The organism is Paraburkholderia sediminicola (assembly GCF_046027825.1).
Lineage (GTDB): Bacteria > Pseudomonadota > Gammaproteobacteria > Burkholderiales > Burkholderiaceae > Paraburkholderia > Paraburkholderia sediminicola_D.
The window spans coordinates 80,227-95,717 of record NZ_JAQQDU010000017.1 but is presented as its reverse complement, the minus strand read 5'-3'; the positions used below and the strand labels follow the sequence as shown (position 1 = coordinate 95,717).

Sequence of the window (15,491 nt, the reverse complement as noted above, 5' to 3'; positions counted from 1 at the left end):
GCGCCCGGGGCCTCCTTACAGTAGTCACAGGTGCCGCGGCCTGGCGCGCAATGCGAGTCAAGCCGCGGCGATTCATCGAACTACTGGAGTGATACAGACATGACATCTCAACCCGTTTTCATCCAGGTCGGCGCGCTGGCCGAAGGTTTCGCACCCGACAGCCACATCCTGCCGCCCGTCGACGATCTGACCGGTCGTACGTTGCAGCTCGAATTCGCGGACGGTTCCGCCGAGGCGTTGACGTTCGTCTCCGCCAGTGTAGTGCGTACGGCCCACAGTCAATTCGAGTGCCGGGTCACGTCGGTGCGCGACGGCATTTACTTTGTCGACTACATCGGCGGTGGCGACGGCTCGCGGCCGGCTGCGACGAGTTACGTGCTCGATGTGAAACAGGGTTTGTGCACCTCGGTGGTCGGCACCTTGCCGAACGAAAGCGAAACCCGTACCGATGCGTTCACGCGTGTCGAGCGAGGCCTGGAGTTGACCGGCGTACAGGCGCAGTTCCGTCACGGCAGGATCGTGCAGCAGGGCGCTCAAACGGGGGCAGACGCGGCGTTGCATCATCCGACTCGCGAACTGATCGGCATGCGCAACCTGTACAGGTATAGCGCCACGGAACAGTACGAACACGTTTATCTGAACGACAACTTCTATGCGTGGCAATGCCTCTCAGGCGTGGAAGCCGGTCTCGCCGATGTGGACCGTTGCCACTACATCGCCATCGCCAACGATCTGTATCTGTTCGTCTGGCGCGAAAAAATCATTCCGACGCTCGGTGTGGTGATGATCGACCTCGAGCGCAAGAAGACCGACGGCAAGATTTTCGGCTATCAGGGCAACCAGTTCGACTCGCTGTCGAATTTCCCGGTCGGCGCACTGGCACAGGTGCTTAACGTCACGCGGCATCCGCAATGAGCGGCACAGCGCATACGGCGAGCCTGCGCGATTTTGCCGGCAAAGCGGTGCTGGTGACTGGCGGCGCGCAAGGCATCGGACGCGGCATTGCCGGGGCGTTTGCCGCGCGTGGCGCCTCGGTGGCGATTGCGGATCTGCGCATCGACGCCGCCTCCGAAGCGGCGCAGCATCTCGCGCAGCAGGGCGGCGCGGCCCGCGCGTACGAAGCGGATATGGCCGAGTACGCGCAGATCGAGCGCCTTGTTGCTGGTGTGGAAGCGGACTTCGGCAGGCTCGACGTGGTTGTGCACAACGCCGCGTATTTCCCGCTCACCGCTTTCGACGCGATTACGCCCGCGATTCTGCAACGCACCTTCGCCGTGAATCTCGCCGCGCTCTTCTGGCTCGCGCAGGCGGCGACGCCCGCGTTCATCCGGCAAGGCGGCGGGCGGATGCTGGCGACCTCGTCGGTGACGGGGCCGCGCGTGGCGTATCCGGGGCTCGCGCACTACGCGGCGTCGAAGGCGGGCGTGAACGGCTTCATTCGGGCTGCAGCTTTGGAGTTGGCGAAGCACCGGATCACGGTCAACGGCGTCGAGCCCGGCATGATTCGCACGCCGGCGATGGGCAATCTCGGCGACGACGCGCACAACCGCCGTATCGAACAGGCTATTCCGCTCGGACGGCTGGGTGAACCGTCGGATATCGCGGCGGCCATGTTGTTTCTGGCTTCCGACGCGGCCTCGTACATCACCGGCCAGACCATCGTGGTCGACGGCGGCGCGACGTTGCCCGAGTCGACCGCCGTGATGAGCTAAGGCCTCGCGGCCTCGCTTACATATGGTCGAAGGCCAGCGTCGGCACATCGACGATTGAGGAGCCGCCGTCGGCAACGAGGGTGGCGCCCGTCACGATCGACGCAGCGGGCGACACCAGAAACTCGCACACGCCGGCGATTTCTTCCGCGTGAGCAGGACGGCGCAACGGCACATCGGCGCAGACGCGCTGATAGGCCGCGTCGAGCGTTTCGTCGTAGCGCTCCATCAACGGTTGCATTTCCGCATCGGCCATCGGGGTGCGGACCCAGCCAGGGCATACCGCGTTGACGCGCACGCCGTGGGGGCCGTAGTCGCGCGCGAGCGAGCGCGTCAGGCCGATCAGCGCGTGCTTTGACGTGGTGTAGCCGCAGACGGCGGGCCCCGCGGCGAGCGACGCGATCGAGGCGACCAGCACGATCGCGCCGCGCCGTTCGATCAGATCGGGCAGGCAGGCGCGGGCGGCGACGAAGGCGGTGTCGAGATTCGCGCGCATCGCGGCGGACCAGGCCGCGTCGTCAGTCTCGGTGGCGGTGCCCATGCCGAAACCGCCGGCGCAGGCGATCAAGGCATCGACAGTGCCGCCGTCGGCCTTGATTGTGGCGATGAAGCGCTGCCAGTCGGCGGCGCTGGCTGCGTCGCCATCGAGCGCCAGGCCGCCGGTTTCGCGCGCCACCCGTTCGAGCGGTTCGCGGCGCCGGCCGATCAGCACCACGCTTGCGCCGCGCGAAGCAAACAGCCGGGCGCAGGCTTCACCGATGCCGGTGCCCGCGCCTGTGATGACAACCGTGCGTTGTTTGGACATGACGTTCCTTTTGAACGTGATTGAAGATGATTGGATTTGATGAAAGGAGTGAGGCGTGAGTCCAGAGTCTAGACACGCGGGCCGCAGCGCGGAATCAGGCAAAAGGATGACAACCCGGCCGTCGTTTGAGGGCACGGCTCGCGCCGATTTGCCAATTTGTGCTCACGCAATGAAATCGTACATTCGTACGATGGTCTCGATCAGGTGAACCGGGAGAGCGCCATGTTGAACACGATCCGCGACGAAGCCACGTCCCAAAGCGCCTTCATGCCCGCACTGGGCGCCGCAGTGAGCGCGCTCGCGCAACTGGTGCGGCCCTCGGCGACGGTCTTCTACTGGGTCGGCGCGGATAACGAACCGTCGGGCTTCGAGTTGTTCGGCATGTCCGAGACGATGCATCGCACGTATTTGCAGCGTTACTGCACGCTCGATCCGCTGCATCCGTCGCGTTTTGCGACGCAGACGGGCAGCGTGCTCACGCTCGCGGGCGAGCTGCCCGAGACGGTGCGTGGCGGCTCGGTGTACTGGCGGCGCTTCCTGAATCCGCATCAGGTGGTCGATGTGATGGAGGTCTTACTGCGTGACAGCACGCGAGGCACGCGCCCGGCGGCGGCGTTTTCGCTGCTGCGCATGGCGCCCGCGGAGGCCTTCTCCGAGGACGACGAGCAGCACGCGAGAGCAGTGCAACCGCTGCTGGAAGCCGCACTGGTGCCGGCGTTGCGTGAGCAGCGGCCGATGCGCACGCATCTGCGTCACGGTGCAGAAGTCGACGCCGATATCCGTCCGAACTTGACGCATCGCGAACAACAGATCGCGCGCCTGGTGCGCAATGGCTTGTCGAACAAGGAGATTGCACGCGACCTCGCACTCGCGCAGCCCACCGTCAAAACCCATCTGTTGCGCATGTTCCGCAAGCTCGGCGTGTCAAGCCGCACGGAAATGATCGGCGCGCTGTTTCTATAAACGGCCGACGCCATGATCGACACCAGGCCGACGGATGGCACGTGCATAACCCCCGGCAGTCGACAGCAAGCGAGTGCTAGATGTTTTCCCTTAAGCGACGCCGTGCCTGCCGATTTGCGCTAACGGTGGACGAACCCGCGTGACACCATGCGCTGCAACACGATGGCCCCGCGGCCATGGATCGGACCGCAACGAGACACCCACGAGAGACAGAGGATATGAGTAACGATGCAACGGTTGTCGTCAGCGATGCGGTTCGCGCGTTCGTGCAGCGCGATTTCGGCCTGTTTATCGGCGGCGAGCAGCAACGCGCCCATTCGGAGCGTCGTCTGGACGTGTTCAATCCGGCGAGCGGCGAACGCCTCGCAACGGTAGCGGACGCGGACGCCACCGACGTCGATCGGGCGGTGAGCAACGCGCGCGCCGCGTTCGATGCACGTGTGTGGAGCGGCCTGCGTCCCGCTGATCGCGAGCGCATTCTGTTGCGTTTCGCCGATCTTCTCGAAGCCAATGCCGAAGACCTCGCGCAACTCGAAACCTTGAATCAGGGCAAGTCGATCAACATCGCCCGCGCGGTGGAAGTGGGGGCGACGATTGAGTATGTGCGCTATATGGCGGGCTGGGCGACCAAGATTACCGGCGAAACGCTGGATGTGTCGATTCCGTTTCCGCCCGGTACCCGCTATACGGCGTTCACGCGTAAGGAACCGATCGGCGTGGTCGCAGGCATCGTGCCGTGGAATTTCCCGCTGATGATCGCGGTGTGGAAGCTGGTGCCGGCGCTCGCGGCGGGTTGCACCATCGTGATCAAGCCGTCGCCTGAAACGCCTTTGACGGCGCTGCGTCTGGCCGAGTTGGTGCTGGAAGCCGGCGTGCCCGCGGGCGTGTTCAACGTCGTGACCGGCGGCCGCGAATGCGGGGCCGCGCTGGCGGCGCATCCGGGCATCAGCAAGATTTCGTTCACTGGCTCGACGCCGACGGGCAAGCTGGTCGGCACGGCCGCCGTGCAGAACATGACGCGCTTTTCGCTTGAACTCGGTGGCAAGAATCCGGCGGTGATGCTCGCCGATATCGACGTCGATCAGGCAATTCAGGGCGCACTGGCCGGTGGTTTCTTCAACCAGGGGCAGGTGTGCGCGGCCGCTTCGCGCGTTTACGTGCATCGCAGCAAGTACCGGCAAGTGGCCGAAGGTCTCGCGGATATTGCCAATGCCATGACGCTGGGACCGGGTCTCGACCCGACCGCTCAGATCAATCCGTTGGTGTCCGCGCAGCATCGCGATCGCGTCAGGCAGCACATCGCGCGTGCTCAGGCAGCCGGTCTGAAGTTTCTTGCCGGCGGCAAACCGGTTGATCTGCCGGGCTACTACGTTCGTCCCACCGTCATCGCCGACGTGCCGCACGACGCGGCAATCGTGCGCGACGAAGTGTTCGGACCCGTGCTCGCCATCGTCCCGTTCGACGATCCGCTCGAAGCGCTGCGCGTTGCCAACGATTCACCGTATGGCCTCGCGGCGAGCCTGTGGAGCAATGACCTCAAGACCGTGATGAACCTCGTGCCGCAAATCGAGGCGGGCACCGTGTGGGTCAACTGCCACGTACCGCTCGATCCGGGCATGCCGTTCGGCGGCTTTAAACAATCGGGCATCGGCCGCGAATCCGGCAAATACGCCATTGAAGGCTTTACGGAAACCAAGTCCGTGTGCATCGCGCATTGAGCCGAACGCAGGCACATGCCAGCCACACGAACCTACCAACATACTGGACTTAATGGAGTAAGCACGATGGGAACGAACGAATCCGCCTTCTGGCATCCAATGCAGCACCCCGCCGAAATGCAGCAGCGCGAGCCGATCCGTATCGTGCGCGGCGACGGCTGTTATGTGTTCGACGATCGCGGCAACAAGCTTGTCGATGGCGTGGCCGGTCTCTGGAATGTCAACGTCGGCCACAACCGGCGTGAAGTGAAGGACGCGATTGTGCGTCAGCTGGATGAACTCGAATACTTCCAGCTCTTCGACGGTATTTCGCATCCGCGCGCCGAGGAGTTGTCGAAGGTGCTGATCGAGATGCTAGAACCGGAAGGCATGCGCCGCGTGATCTACAGTTCAGGCGGCTCGGACGCGGTCGAATCCGCGTTGAAGCTCGCGCGTCAATACTGGAAGCTGAAAGGTGAGGCGGACCGCACCAAGTTCATTTCGCTGAAGCAGGGCTATCACGGTACGCATTTCGGTGGCGCGTCGGTGAACGGCAACACCGCATTCCGGCGCAATTACGAGCCGAATCTGCCGGGCTGTTTTCATGTGGAAACGCCGTGGCTCTATCGCAATCCGTTCACGCAGGATCCCGCTGAGCTCGGCCGGATCTGTGCCGAGATGCTGGAGCGCGAGATCATTTTCCAGAGCCCGGACACGATCGCCGCGTTCATCGCCGAACCGGTGCAAGGTGCGGGCGGCGTGATCGTGCCGCCGGCAAACTACTGGCCGCTGATTCGTGAAGTGTGCGACAAGTACGGCATTCTGCTGATCGCCGATGAAATCGTCACGGGCTTTGGCCGGACCGGCAGCATGTTCGGCAGTCGCGGCTGGGGTGTGAAGCCCGACATCATGTGCTTCGCGAAGGGCATTTCCTCCGGCTACATTCCGCTTGGCGCGACCGCGTTCAACGAGCGCATCGAGCAGGCCTTCATGACCAACGCGAATTTCACCGGCGCATTGATGCACGGTTACACCTATGCAGGGCATCCGGTTGCGTGCGCCGCGGCGCTGGCCAACCTGAAGATCGTCAAGGACGAGAACCTGCCGGCTAACGCCGCGCAGCAGGGTGCCCATCTGCTCGAAGCGTTGCGGCCGTTCACCGAACGCTATGCGGCGGTGGGCGACGTGCGCGGCAAGGGTCTGATGGTCGCGCTGGATCTCGTCAAGTCGAAGCAGACCCGCGAGCCCATCGACCCGACCTCGGGCTATGCGAATGCGGTGGCCGAAGTGGCGCGTGCAAACGGCGCGCTGGTGCGGCCGGTCGGCACGAAAATCATTCTGTCGCCGCCGCTGGTGGTCGACTCGGCGCAGCTCGACGCGCTGGTCGGCGCATTGGCTGCGGGCTTCGATGAAGTGAAATTTGCTTGATTGAGCTGGTTAAGTGGTCGGGCGCGCGGGAGAATGCACGGGTGCATTCCGGGTTGGGGCCGCGCGCGATGAAATCGAATCCGTGAAAATGTCGCGGTTTTTTTATCTCGAGCCATATCCGTCGACCTGGAATAACATTGCTTCTTTATGTGCAGATGAAGCGCCGCGAGCCGCGGCCTTCGCCTGCATCCAGGTTGGCGTCCGCTACGACAGGCCGGGCCGTCATCGCATGAATGTAGCCTGTTCGGAGTAGGCGGGAGGGGACATGGACTTCCGGATCAGCACGCTTGCCGACGTGCACGATCATTCGCTGGCAGTGAGCGGCTGGGAGCAGGTTTATCGTCAGATGACGCCGGGCCGCTTCCAGAGCACGCTCGTGCAGGCAAGTTCGAACGACTTTCATTTCTTTCGCGAGACCACCAATCGCCGAGTCGCGCAGCATGGTGTGTCGCCGGCCGGTCTGGCTTCGATCGCGGTGCCGCTCTATGCACCGCTCGTCGGCACGTTTCAGGGGCGGCGCGTGGAGGGGTATGCGCTCCTGCTGCTCGGTGCAGGCGAGGAGTTTCGTTTCTACACGCCGGAGTCGATGCACTATGCTGGCATCAGCGTGTCCGCCGGGATGATGGAGGAGTTACTGAGCGTGACCGTGGGCGAGCACGCCAGCCATCAGGTGAAAGGCGGCGTGGTGGCGCTCTCCGATGAGCAAGGCGTGATGCTGCGTGAGCGGCTCGCGCCGTTTCTCGACGCTGCCGAGCGCAACGCTGCCGCGTTTGCGCATCCCGCTGCGACCAAAGTATTTCGCGACGAAATGATCAGCGTGTTGCTCGGCCTGATCGAAAGCGCGTCGCAAACGCCGTCGCGAGACCTCACGCACACCACGTATAGCGACATCGTGCGGCGCTGCGAACGCATTCTGCAAGACAACGCCGAAGAACCGACTACTGTGCTCGATCTGTGCCGCGCGCTGCGATGCAGTCGCCGCACCTTGCAAACCAGCTTTCAACGTGTCGCCAACGTGACGCCTGTCGAATACCTGCGCTCGATCCGGCTCAACGCTGTGCATCGGCTGCTACGCATGACGAGCGCGGAAGAACTGTTGATCGGCGATGCGGCAAGCCGCTGGGGCTTCACCCATCTCGGCTACTTTGCCCGCGAATATCGCGACCTGTTCGGCGAATTGCCGTCGCAGACGCCGCGCTTGAGCTAACGCCCAGCGCGCGTTTCCAGGGCCGCGCGGGCGTGTGGTCCTGCTGCCCGGGTTCTCTGTCCGACTCTCTGCCTGATTTTCATCCACGAAGGTTCCCGCTCGCGGGCATGCTTGCACGCGTCCCGCCCGATTTTTCACGTCCGGATTCGATGCCTTGGCTGGCCGCATGGGCCGACGTCCAGGTGTAAACCCAAGTTCGCGCCGCGTTGCCAATTTGTGCTCCCGCCGGGCATTTTTGGCTTTCTACAGTGCGGTAACACGTGTACTGCGCCCGACTTCGTCGTGATGCGGACGAACGAAAATCCTGGAGCTAAAATTATGAGCGTCGTCGCTGAACCGTCACCGTCCACCGAGTTGCGCAAGGGGGCGTTGGGACTCGGCTTCATCATCTTCTTCGTGATCTCGGCGGCAGGGCCGCTGGTCGCGATCGCAGGCGGTTTTCCCATCGGCATCATGCTCGGCAACGGTGCCGGCACACCCGCTCTGCTGGTTGCCACGGTGGTGATCCTGTTAATGTTTTCCGCCGGTTATACGGCAATGTCGCGGCACGTGACTAACGCCGGTGGCTTCTACGCGTTCACGGCTCGCGGTCTCGGCGGCACCGCGGGCGGCGCGGCGGCCTTGATCGCATTGCTCGGCTACAACACGATGCAGATCGGTTTGTACGGCATGTTCGGCGCGGTGGCCTCGGACTTCCTGAACGCGCACTTCAACCTCAATGCGCCGTGGTGGATCTGCTCGCTCGCTGCGATGGCCAGCATCGGTGTGTTCGGTTACCGGCAGATCGATCTGTCCGCGAAGGTGCTTTCACTGCTGGTATTCGGCGAATACATCGTCGTGCTGATCCTCGATCTGGCCATTCTGAAAGGCGGCGGCGATAGCGGGATCAATGCGGCCTCGTTCACGCCGCATACCTTCATGAGTGGCACGCCCGCGATCGGCTTTCTGTTCTGCTTCGCCAGCTTTATTGGTTTCGAAGCAACCACGATCTATAGCGAAGAGGCGAAAGACCCGCAACGCACGGTGCCGTTGGCGACCTACATTTCGGTGCTGCTGATCGGCGTGTTCTATGCGTTCTCCACGTGGTGCATGGTGATTGGCGCGGGCAGCGACAAGATCGTCAAGACACTCACCGCATTAAGCGATCCAACGACGTTCCTCTACACGCTCTCCGATCACTACGCCAACAAGACGCTGACCACGGCGATGAGCGTGCTGTTCATCACGAGCGTGTATGCGGGCTTGCTGGCTTTTCACAATTCGGCGGCGCGCTATTTCTTTGCGACCGGCCGGGAGGGTTTGCTGCCGCAAGCGCTTGGCCGCACGCATCGAGTGCATTGCAGTCCGCACGTGGGCTCGCTTTTGCAATCGGCGGTGGCCGCCATCGTGGTGCTGGTGTTCATCGTGGCGCACGCCGATCCGGTTCTGACCTTGTTCTCTTGGCTCACGAATGTGGCGACGCTTTGCATCATCGCGTTGATGGCGCTTTCCTCGGCAGCGGTGTTCGTGTTCTTCAGGCGCATCGACAAGGCCGACGCGGGCGTGATGCGCGTGGGCGTGTTGCCGGTGCTGTCCGGTGTTGCTCTCGCGCTTGTTCTGGTGCTCGCCATCGTGAATTTTCCGCTGCTGACTGGTGCGGGCGTGGGCGTGTCGTACGCGTTGACCGCATTGCTGCCGATCTTCGCAGTGGCTGGCGTGCTCGCGGCGAAGAGCCTCAAGCAACGTGACCGTGACGCCTTCGAACGGTTGGGGCGGTCGAGGTTGTAAAGCATTGCGTCAAAGCTTCGTGGCAAAGGGACTTGAAGCGAGACCAGGATCCGTCGTGGAAATGGAGATCAGGGGGGGCGTGCGGTGGCACAGATTTATGGCGTGACGTCCTCGAGTACGCGCCGGCTACTGGTGACGACAACGAGCATTCTGCATCGGTTCTGATCCAATGACGACGGCGTTCGATTCGGCTCAATACCGTACATCGACTGCGGCGCACCGGCATCACGCTTTACCTCGTTTCGCCTTACCGGCCCAGCTCAGCGTTCCCCCTGAATCCGCTGAACAAGCATACGGCCCGGCGGCTCGAAGTAAGTTCCGAATCGCACCAATCCGGCTTTCTTCAGATGACATGTCATTTCGTAGCTCACCAGGATACCGGGATCAGGATTGTCGATGTACTCCACGTCGATTGACCGGATGCGCGGCTCGTACACGAGCAGCGTCGCCTCCATCTGCTGCTTGAGCGAATGCGCCGAGGCAGGTAGCGCCTTGTAGATGTTCGTGAGGTCGGGTAGGCCGTAATCGGGCAGGTGCTTGAGCGCGCCCGCCCGTGCGTTGAGAATGCGGCGGATGTTCTGCTGGACGCTCAGTATTTCGAGGGTCCTGTCGTCATAGGCATCCAGCGGCTCACCACCGATCTGGCCAAGCAGCTTGTCGTACAGGGAAGGGCCGACTGGCATCGCGTTCTCCGTCAGGTGCCGGCGGCATGAGTAAGAAGCGCCAGCCCGCGCAAGGCGGACTGGCGAAAGGAGGCGAAGCAGTCCTCGACCTTCGAGGGATCAGGTCGCCCGTACCAGCCTCTCGAATAAGCTTATGAGCGTTCGTTCCAGCTATCGGCGTGAATGATGTTGCCGTCCTTGTACGACCACGTAATCTTCTCGTAGCGCAGTTCGACGTCTTCGAGGTGGTTGTGCTTCTCGTAGGACGGGTTCTTGATGTCGAGCATCTTCGGCTTGACCGCCACGACCTTCACGTTGTCGAATCTGGTGTTGAAGTATTCCTTTTCCTTGCCCGCATCATCGATCTTGTACCACTTGATCTCGATCGATTTCAGCGTCTGGCCGCTCGTCACCGCCTTGTACAGGTAACCACGATCGTCCTTGCCGCCAGTCTGCTGCTCAGTGCATGCGGTGCGTGGCAGGCCGTGTCGGACTCGACCTCAAGCGCGTATCGCGCCGTCTTCTACAAACAGGTCAAGGTGTTGAACGTCGACCTGACCGCGCGCGCTTCAATTAACCCCGACGAAGCAATGCGATCGGCCTCAGTCGCCGTGCGCGTGTACCAGCTCAAGGATCGCAAGCTCTTCGACAAGGCGTCATATGACGATCTGTTGAAGAACGACAAGACCGTCCTCGCGCAGGATCTGCAGGCCAGCATTGAGACAGTAGTCAATCCCGGCGCGTCCGCAAGCGTGTCGCAGCCAATGCAGTCCGACACGCAATACGTGGGTATCGTCGCGTTCTACCGGGCCCCGGATTCGAATGGAACCTGGCGTCGTGTGGTTCCGAAGAAGAAACTGTTGGCAGATGCGCCACTGAAGCTTGAACTGGTCGACCGGGAAGTGGTCGTGTCGGGCGATGTGGCAACCTCGGTTCTGATCCAGTGAGGACGGCACGGCGATACTGTTCGGCTGCGCCGTGCTAGCGTTTGAACGTGACCCTCACCACCCTTGAAAACGCCTCCACTCGACACTGTTCCCGTCCGCCGAAACCGCGTGATACTCAGGAAACTGCGCGCCGGTCGCGCACGCATGATTCGGCAGGATGCGCAGCTTCATGCCGATCGGAAAGCGCTGCGCAATGTCGTCCACATACGCGTCTTGTTCCGATGACGACAGAATCCCGTGCTCCTGATTGGCGCCGCTCACAACGAAACCTGTTAGTGGTGTTCCGTTCAGCAAACAGGGCTGGCCGTAGCCAAAATCGTGCGCTTGCTTCGAGGTGCCGCGATCGCGGCTCATCGCCATCCAGCCCGCATCGAGAATCGCCCAGCCTTTATCCGCCTGATGACCGATCACGGTGGCCAGCACGCTGAGTGCGATATCTTCAAGCGCGCACACGCCGACGTTGTGCATGACCAGATCAAAGAAAACGTAGACGCCGGCGCGCACTTCGGTCACGCCATCCAGCCGCCCGGCGGCCAGCGCCGTGGGCGTCGAACCGACGCTGACAGCCGGGCACGGAATGCCTGCTTCGCGCAACCGCTCCGCTGCGCGCACGCAGCCCGCGCGTTCCTGCTCGGCCAGCGCGGCGAGCGCCTCCGGCGTATGAAGTTCGTAGCTGGAGCCGGCGTGGGTCATCACGCCTCCCACCTTGACGCCGTTCTCATGCAGAATCCGGCCGACTTCAAGCAGCGTGTCCTGTTCCGGCGTAATACCGGAGCGGTGGCCATCGGTGTCCACCTCGATCCACACGTCGAAGGTTTCGCCGTGCTGGTCCGCAAATGCGGCGATAGCCGCGGCGGCGGTCGGATTGTCCACCACCAGCTTCAGATCGCAACCTTGCCGCCGCAGCGCCAGCGCTCGCGGCAGCTTTGAAGGCGCGATGCTGACCGCGTAAAGAATATCGCTGACGTCAGCCGCAAAGAAAGCCTCCGCCTCTTTCAGGGTCGAGACCGTAATGCCGCGCGCTCCGGCGGCGATCTGCGCGCGGACCACGTCGATGCATTTGGTGGTCTTCACATGCGGACGGAATGCAACACCCAGTGCGTTCATATGCCCCTGCATCCGCGCGATGTTCTTCTGCATCCGGGGGATGTCGATCAGTGCGGCGGGGGTGTCGATTTGGTCGAGTTTCATGCGTTCACCAGGGAAGAGAGTGGCTTTCGGTCTGATCGAAGCGGCTGAGCCATGGGATCAGCGAGTCGAGCGTCGGCGCCTCGATTTCGGGCGGCTGTGCGCCTTCAACCAGCGGCAGACCCACGCGGTTGTGCCAGTATGTCCGCAAGCCGACCGCGGCCGTGCCGAACATGTCGTAGCTGGAGCCGGCGACGAACGCGGCCTCATGAGCGCCTACACCAAGTAGGCCGAGCGCGAGCCGGTAAGGCAACGGGTCCGGCTTGTACATACCGGCTTCTTCAGCGGTGACGATCGCGTCCCAGTTGATTGGGAAAATGTCGGCAGCCTGAGTGCCGAGGCGGATGGAGCAGTTGGTGACGATCGCCAGTTTGCAATGCGGGCGGAGCGCCTGCAATGTGTCGAGGGCGCCGCTCCAGGGCGCAAGCTTCAGCCAGTCTGCTTCGAGTGCGTGCGCGGCGGATTCCGGCAGACCAACTTCGGTGGCTGCCGCGCGCACCAATTGTTCATACGCAATGTAGCGACCGCAGCCGTAGGTCAGGCGCAAATAGGCGGCACGCCAGGCACGGCCCGCCGGTTCGGAGCCCGCGGCGTGATTCCATGACGTCCACGAGTCGAGCAGGGCGGTCAGGAGGTCGAAGAGGACCGCCTTGGGGTAGGCGGTTGAGGGCGATAGGGAGGTCATGATTAAACCGGCGATGGACGGTAAGCCGATTATAAAGTTTCATGATTCGCCCGGCGTTCAGTCAGATTAACTCTAAAATTCAGTCTGACTGAACGTGCCATTCGCGACCTGATTCACCCCGTTTCACGCTCTATCTCCGCCACGGCGGCAATGGCCTGAATCTACCCTGCAAATACTGCATGAAATGCCGCGTGCGCGCCGGCAATCCCGCCCGCTGATGCGTCAGCGCGATCACGTCAGCATCCGGTGCCTTCCAGCCTTGCAGCAGCCGGACGAGTTTTCCTTTCGCGATGTCGTCGGCCACATCCCATTCGGAGCGCAGGATCACGCCGCGGCCTTCGCAAGCCCATTGGCGGATCACGTCGCCGTCGTTGCAGCTCAAATGCGGAGACACGCGCACGCTGCGACGCGTGCGGCCTTTGCTGAACTGCCACAGCGAGACATCCTCGTTGTTCTCGCGCAGCACGATGCACGGCAGCTTGCTCAAATCTTCCGGCGACTCCGGTTGGCCAAGTCGTTTGAGCAGCGCTGGCGCGGCGCATACGAAGCGCGCATTCGGTGCTATCGCATAGCCGACCAGATTCGATACCGGCAACTCGCCGATATGCACGACGATGTCGAAGCGGTCGATTGTCTCGGTCAACGGACGGTCGGACAGCGTGAGTGCCACGTCAACAGCCGGGTTCTGCTGCTGGAAGTCGGCGATGGCGGGCGCGAGGTGGCGTCGGCCGAATCCCAGCGGTGCATTGATTTTCAGCGTGCCGATCAGTCCACCCCGGCGCGTCTGCAGATCTTCGAACAGCGAGTCGAACTGCTGGACCAGTTCGGCCCCGCGTTCGCACAGGAGCGTGCCTTCTTCCGTGAACTGCAAACGGCGCGCGGTGCGGTTGACCAGTTGCGCGCCGAGTTTCTTTTCCAGTTGCTGCAGGCGTTGGGTCACCGCGGAGGGCGACAGTCCCAGTTTTCGCGCGGCGGCGATCAGGCTGCCACTCTCGCGGATGGTCAGCAGAAACCGGATGTCGGCCGAGTCGTTCATGGCAGCCACGTTTGAGTTCGGAAGACTGGCAGCTTAAAGCGTTTGGATGTGCTGTTCCAGTGCATCACAAGAAGTCATCGCAAGGTAAAGTGGATGCTTTCGTAACAAAGTCGACAGCTTGACCCGCTAAAGTGTGGGCTTGAGCCAGGTGGGGCAGGCAGCGCCTGCCGTCCATCGATTCGTTGTCGCTTCCATTTGAAGAGATGTCCAATGCCGTTGCCACATGAACCGTCGAGCGGTCCCTCAGTGGGTCCATCAAGCGCCGCTGAGGGGTTGACCCGCATGTCGAATGAGCCGGCTAGCGATCCGGGTGATGTCGTGCAAAAACGTGCCCTGAAACAGGGCGTATTTCTGCACACGGGCTGGCGCAGCGCAGGAACGTGGATCTGGTCGCGTCTGCGCGCACTCGATTCCGTGACCGGATTCTATGAACCGTTTAGCAACGTGCTCGCCGATCTGAGCCTCGCGGACGTTTCAGCGTCCCGTCCTACGCTGACCTCTGGACATCCGCCGCTCGCCGCGCCGTATTTCGAAGAATACCGGCCGTTTCTCCAGGAGCGCGCGCGCGGCGTAGCCGGATACAGGAAGCGCTTCGGCACCGATCGCTTCTCCCATGCCCCCGACGCGGAATTCCCCGCGTTGCAGGCCTACCTGGCCAACCTGTGCGAGCGCACTGCCGAGCACGGCAGCGTACCCGTCTTCAAGTTTTGCCGTTCGTCAGGCCGGCTGCCTTGGCTCAAGCGCGCATTCCCGCAAGCCATGCATGCCGCCGTGCTGCGAAATCCCGCATCGCAGTTTGCCTCGGGGTGGCTGCTTAATCAGCAATGGAGCAACCCGTTCTTCGTCGCCGCACCATTTCGCGTGCTGGGTCTGAACCAGACGGAACCGTTGGTCCGGCAGGTTATCGAAATCTGCGGCGTGAGCTTGCCGCCCGTTGTGCCGGCTTCGGATGACGCCTACGCCATGGCGTGCGAGCAGTATGCGCGTACGGCGGAAGGCAACAACGCGTATCGGGCGTTTGTTGCGTTGTGGATACTCTGTGCGTCGCGGATGGCGGATGGCGTCGATCTGATGATCGACATCGACCGGTTGGGACAGTCGCGCGACTATGCGGCCGAATTGCGCGTCGGGTTCCAGGCGCAGAGCGGTTTGTCGCCTGACTTCAGCAGTGCGCGCGATCTGGTCGAGGAAACGCGTCGCAGCGCGGCGCGCATGGTTGGAATCGACGGCCGGTCGATGCGGACCGTTCATTCCGCGGCACTGAAGTTCCTCAAGACGCAGAACGGAGCGGACGCCGGTTTTACCGAACTCGTCCGCGAGAAGATGGTGCTGGCCAACGAATTGACCGAGCAATGGCGCTGAATGCCCGACAGGAAGACAGCGATGGCGATACGGTT

At 62.5% G+C, this 15,491-nt stretch carries 14 protein-coding genes and 1 pseudogene; 9 read left to right on the top strand and 6 right to left on the bottom strand.

What is annotated here, in order from left to right:
• Window positions 1-99: 99 nt before the first annotated feature.
• Together PQQ96_RS12285 and PQQ96_RS12280 are read left to right on the top strand one after the other, a co-directional pair.
• A complete protein-coding gene (locus PQQ96_RS12285) occupies window positions 100-915 on the top strand; it encodes a MoaF C-terminal domain-containing protein (RefSeq protein WP_408291937.1) in 816 nt (271 codons plus the stop codon).
• Entirely contained in the window at window positions 912-1,712 is an 801-nt protein-coding gene (locus PQQ96_RS12280; RefSeq protein WP_408291935.1) for an SDR family oxidoreductase, read from the top strand. Before PQQ96_RS12285 ends, PQQ96_RS12280 begins: the two co-directional genes overlap by 4 nt.
• A 16-nt stretch (window positions 1,713-1,728) precedes the next feature.
• On the opposite strand, the gene PQQ96_RS12275 is transcribed toward PQQ96_RS12280, so the two are convergent.
• Complete coding sequence (locus PQQ96_RS12275) at window positions 1,729-2,514, bottom strand: SDR family NAD(P)-dependent oxidoreductase (protein ID WP_408291933.1); 786 nt, start codon at window positions 2,512-2,514, stop codon at window positions 1,729-1,731.
• 222 nt (window positions 2,515-2,736) lie between these two features.
• Here PQQ96_RS12275 and PQQ96_RS12270 point away from each other — a divergent pair, with 222 nt between their 5' ends.
• From PQQ96_RS12270 to PQQ96_RS12250, 5 genes are all read left to right on the top strand, one after another.
• Window positions 2,737-3,477 carry a helix-turn-helix transcriptional regulator gene (locus tag PQQ96_RS12270; protein ID WP_408291932.1) on the top strand — a complete coding sequence of 247 codons (741 nt, stop codon included), beginning with the start codon at window positions 2,737-2,739 and terminating at the stop codon, window positions 3,475-3,477.
• 218 nt (window positions 3,478-3,695) lie between these two features.
• On the top strand, window positions 3,696-5,195 hold the full coding sequence (locus PQQ96_RS12265; RefSeq protein ID WP_408291930.1) for an aldehyde dehydrogenase family protein: 1,500 nt from the start codon (window positions 3,696-3,698) through the stop codon (window positions 5,193-5,195).
• 66 nt (window positions 5,196-5,261) lie between these two features.
• Window positions 5,262-6,602 (top strand): aspartate aminotransferase family protein, encoded by a 1,341-nt coding sequence (locus PQQ96_RS12260; protein WP_408291928.1) that lies wholly within the window; start codon window positions 5,262-5,264, stop codon window positions 6,600-6,602.
• 265 nt (window positions 6,603-6,867) lie between these two features.
• Window positions 6,868-7,809, top strand: coding sequence for a helix-turn-helix domain-containing protein (locus PQQ96_RS12255; protein ID WP_408291926.1), 942 nt, complete (start codon window positions 6,868-6,870; stop codon window positions 7,807-7,809).
• A 318-nt stretch (window positions 7,810-8,127) separates the two neighbouring features.
• The gene (locus PQQ96_RS12250; RefSeq protein WP_408291924.1) at window positions 8,128-9,576 is read left to right on the top strand and encodes an APC family permease; all 1,449 of its coding nucleotides are present in this window, start codon (window positions 8,128-8,130) and stop codon (window positions 9,574-9,576) included.
• A gap of 260 nt (window positions 9,577-9,836) precedes the next feature.
• Here PQQ96_RS12250 and tssE read toward each other — a convergent pair whose 3' ends face one another.
• Both tssE and tssD read right to left on the bottom strand, forming a co-directional pair.
• Entirely contained in the window at window positions 9,837-10,259 is a 423-nt protein-coding gene (tssE, locus tag PQQ96_RS12245; RefSeq protein WP_408291922.1) for a type VI secretion system baseplate subunit TssE, read from the bottom strand.
• Between the two features lie 131 nt (window positions 10,260-10,390).
• Window positions 10,391-10,666: pseudogene (tssD, locus tag PQQ96_RS12240) on the bottom strand (type VI secretion system tube protein TssD); the annotation flags it as partial.
• On the opposite strand from tssD, the gene tssJ reads away from it, so the two are divergent.
• Entirely contained in the window at window positions 10,637-11,185 is a 549-nt protein-coding gene (gene tssJ / locus PQQ96_RS12235; RefSeq protein ID WP_408291977.1) for a type VI secretion system lipoprotein TssJ, read from the top strand. The pseudogene tssD and the gene tssJ overlap by 30 nt on opposite strands.
• A 54-nt stretch (window positions 11,186-11,239) precedes the next feature.
• On the opposite strand, the gene PQQ96_RS12230 is transcribed toward tssJ, so the two are convergent.
• From PQQ96_RS12230 to PQQ96_RS12220, 3 genes are all read right to left on the bottom strand, one after another.
• Window positions 11,240-12,376, bottom strand: coding sequence for a DSD1 family PLP-dependent enzyme (locus tag PQQ96_RS12230; RefSeq protein WP_408291921.1), 1,137 nt, complete (start codon window positions 12,374-12,376; stop codon window positions 11,240-11,242).
• A 4-nt stretch (window positions 12,377-12,380) separates the two neighbouring features.
• On the bottom strand, window positions 12,381-13,058 hold the full coding sequence (locus PQQ96_RS12225) for an HAD family hydrolase (protein WP_408291920.1): 678 nt from the start codon (window positions 13,056-13,058) through the stop codon (window positions 12,381-12,383).
• A 130-nt stretch (window positions 13,059-13,188) separates the two neighbouring features.
• A complete protein-coding gene (locus PQQ96_RS12220) occupies window positions 13,189-14,094 on the bottom strand; it encodes a LysR family transcriptional regulator (RefSeq protein WP_408291919.1) in 906 nt (301 codons plus the stop codon).
• 282 nt (window positions 14,095-14,376) lie between these two features.
• Between PQQ96_RS12220 and PQQ96_RS12215 the strand changes: the two genes are divergently transcribed.
• Window positions 14,377-15,456: a hypothetical protein gene (locus PQQ96_RS12215; protein WP_408291917.1), complete on the top strand. Its 1,080-nt coding sequence runs from the start codon at window positions 14,377-14,379 to the stop codon at window positions 15,454-15,456.
• The last annotated feature ends 35 nt before the right edge of the window (window positions 15,457-15,491 follow it).

Excerpts from the sequence above, each read along its gene's own strand:
- PQQ96_RS12285 (WP_408291937.1), top strand. The coding sequence starts at position 100 with ATGACATCTCAACCCGTTTTCATCCAGGTCGGCGCGCTGGCCGAAGGT.
- PQQ96_RS12280 (WP_408291935.1), top strand. The coding sequence starts at position 912 with ATGAGCGGCACAGCGCATACGGCGAGCCTGCGCGATTTTGCCGGCAAA.
- PQQ96_RS12275 (WP_408291933.1), bottom strand. The coding sequence starts at position 2,514 with ATGTCCAAACAACGCACGGTTGTCATCACAGGCGCGGGCACCGGCATC.
- PQQ96_RS12270 (WP_408291932.1), top strand. The coding sequence starts at position 2,737 with ATGTTGAACACGATCCGCGACGAAGCCACGTCCCAAAGCGCCTTCATG.
- PQQ96_RS12265 (WP_408291930.1), top strand. The coding sequence starts at position 3,696 with ATGAGTAACGATGCAACGGTTGTCGTCAGCGATGCGGTTCGCGCGTTC.
- PQQ96_RS12260 (WP_408291928.1), top strand. The coding sequence starts at position 5,262 with ATGGGAACGAACGAATCCGCCTTCTGGCATCCAATGCAGCACCCCGCC.
- PQQ96_RS12255 (WP_408291926.1), top strand. The coding sequence starts at position 6,868 with ATGGACTTCCGGATCAGCACGCTTGCCGACGTGCACGATCATTCGCTG.
- PQQ96_RS12250 (WP_408291924.1), top strand. The coding sequence starts at position 8,128 with ATGAGCGTCGTCGCTGAACCGTCACCGTCCACCGAGTTGCGCAAGGGG.
- tssE (WP_408291922.1), bottom strand. The coding sequence starts at position 10,259 with ATGCCAGTCGGCCCTTCCCTGTACGACAAGCTGCTTGGCCAGATCGGT.
- PQQ96_RS12230 (WP_408291921.1), bottom strand. The coding sequence starts at position 12,376 with ATGAAACTCGACCAAATCGACACCCCCGCCGCACTGATCGACATCCCC.
- PQQ96_RS12225 (WP_408291920.1), bottom strand. The coding sequence starts at position 13,058 with ATGACCTCCCTATCGCCCTCAACCGCCTACCCCAAGGCGGTCCTCTTC.
- PQQ96_RS12220 (WP_408291919.1), bottom strand. The coding sequence starts at position 14,094 with ATGAACGACTCGGCCGACATCCGGTTTCTGCTGACCATCCGCGAGAGT.
- PQQ96_RS12215 (WP_408291917.1), top strand. The coding sequence starts at position 14,377 with ATGTCGAATGAGCCGGCTAGCGATCCGGGTGATGTCGTGCAAAAACGT.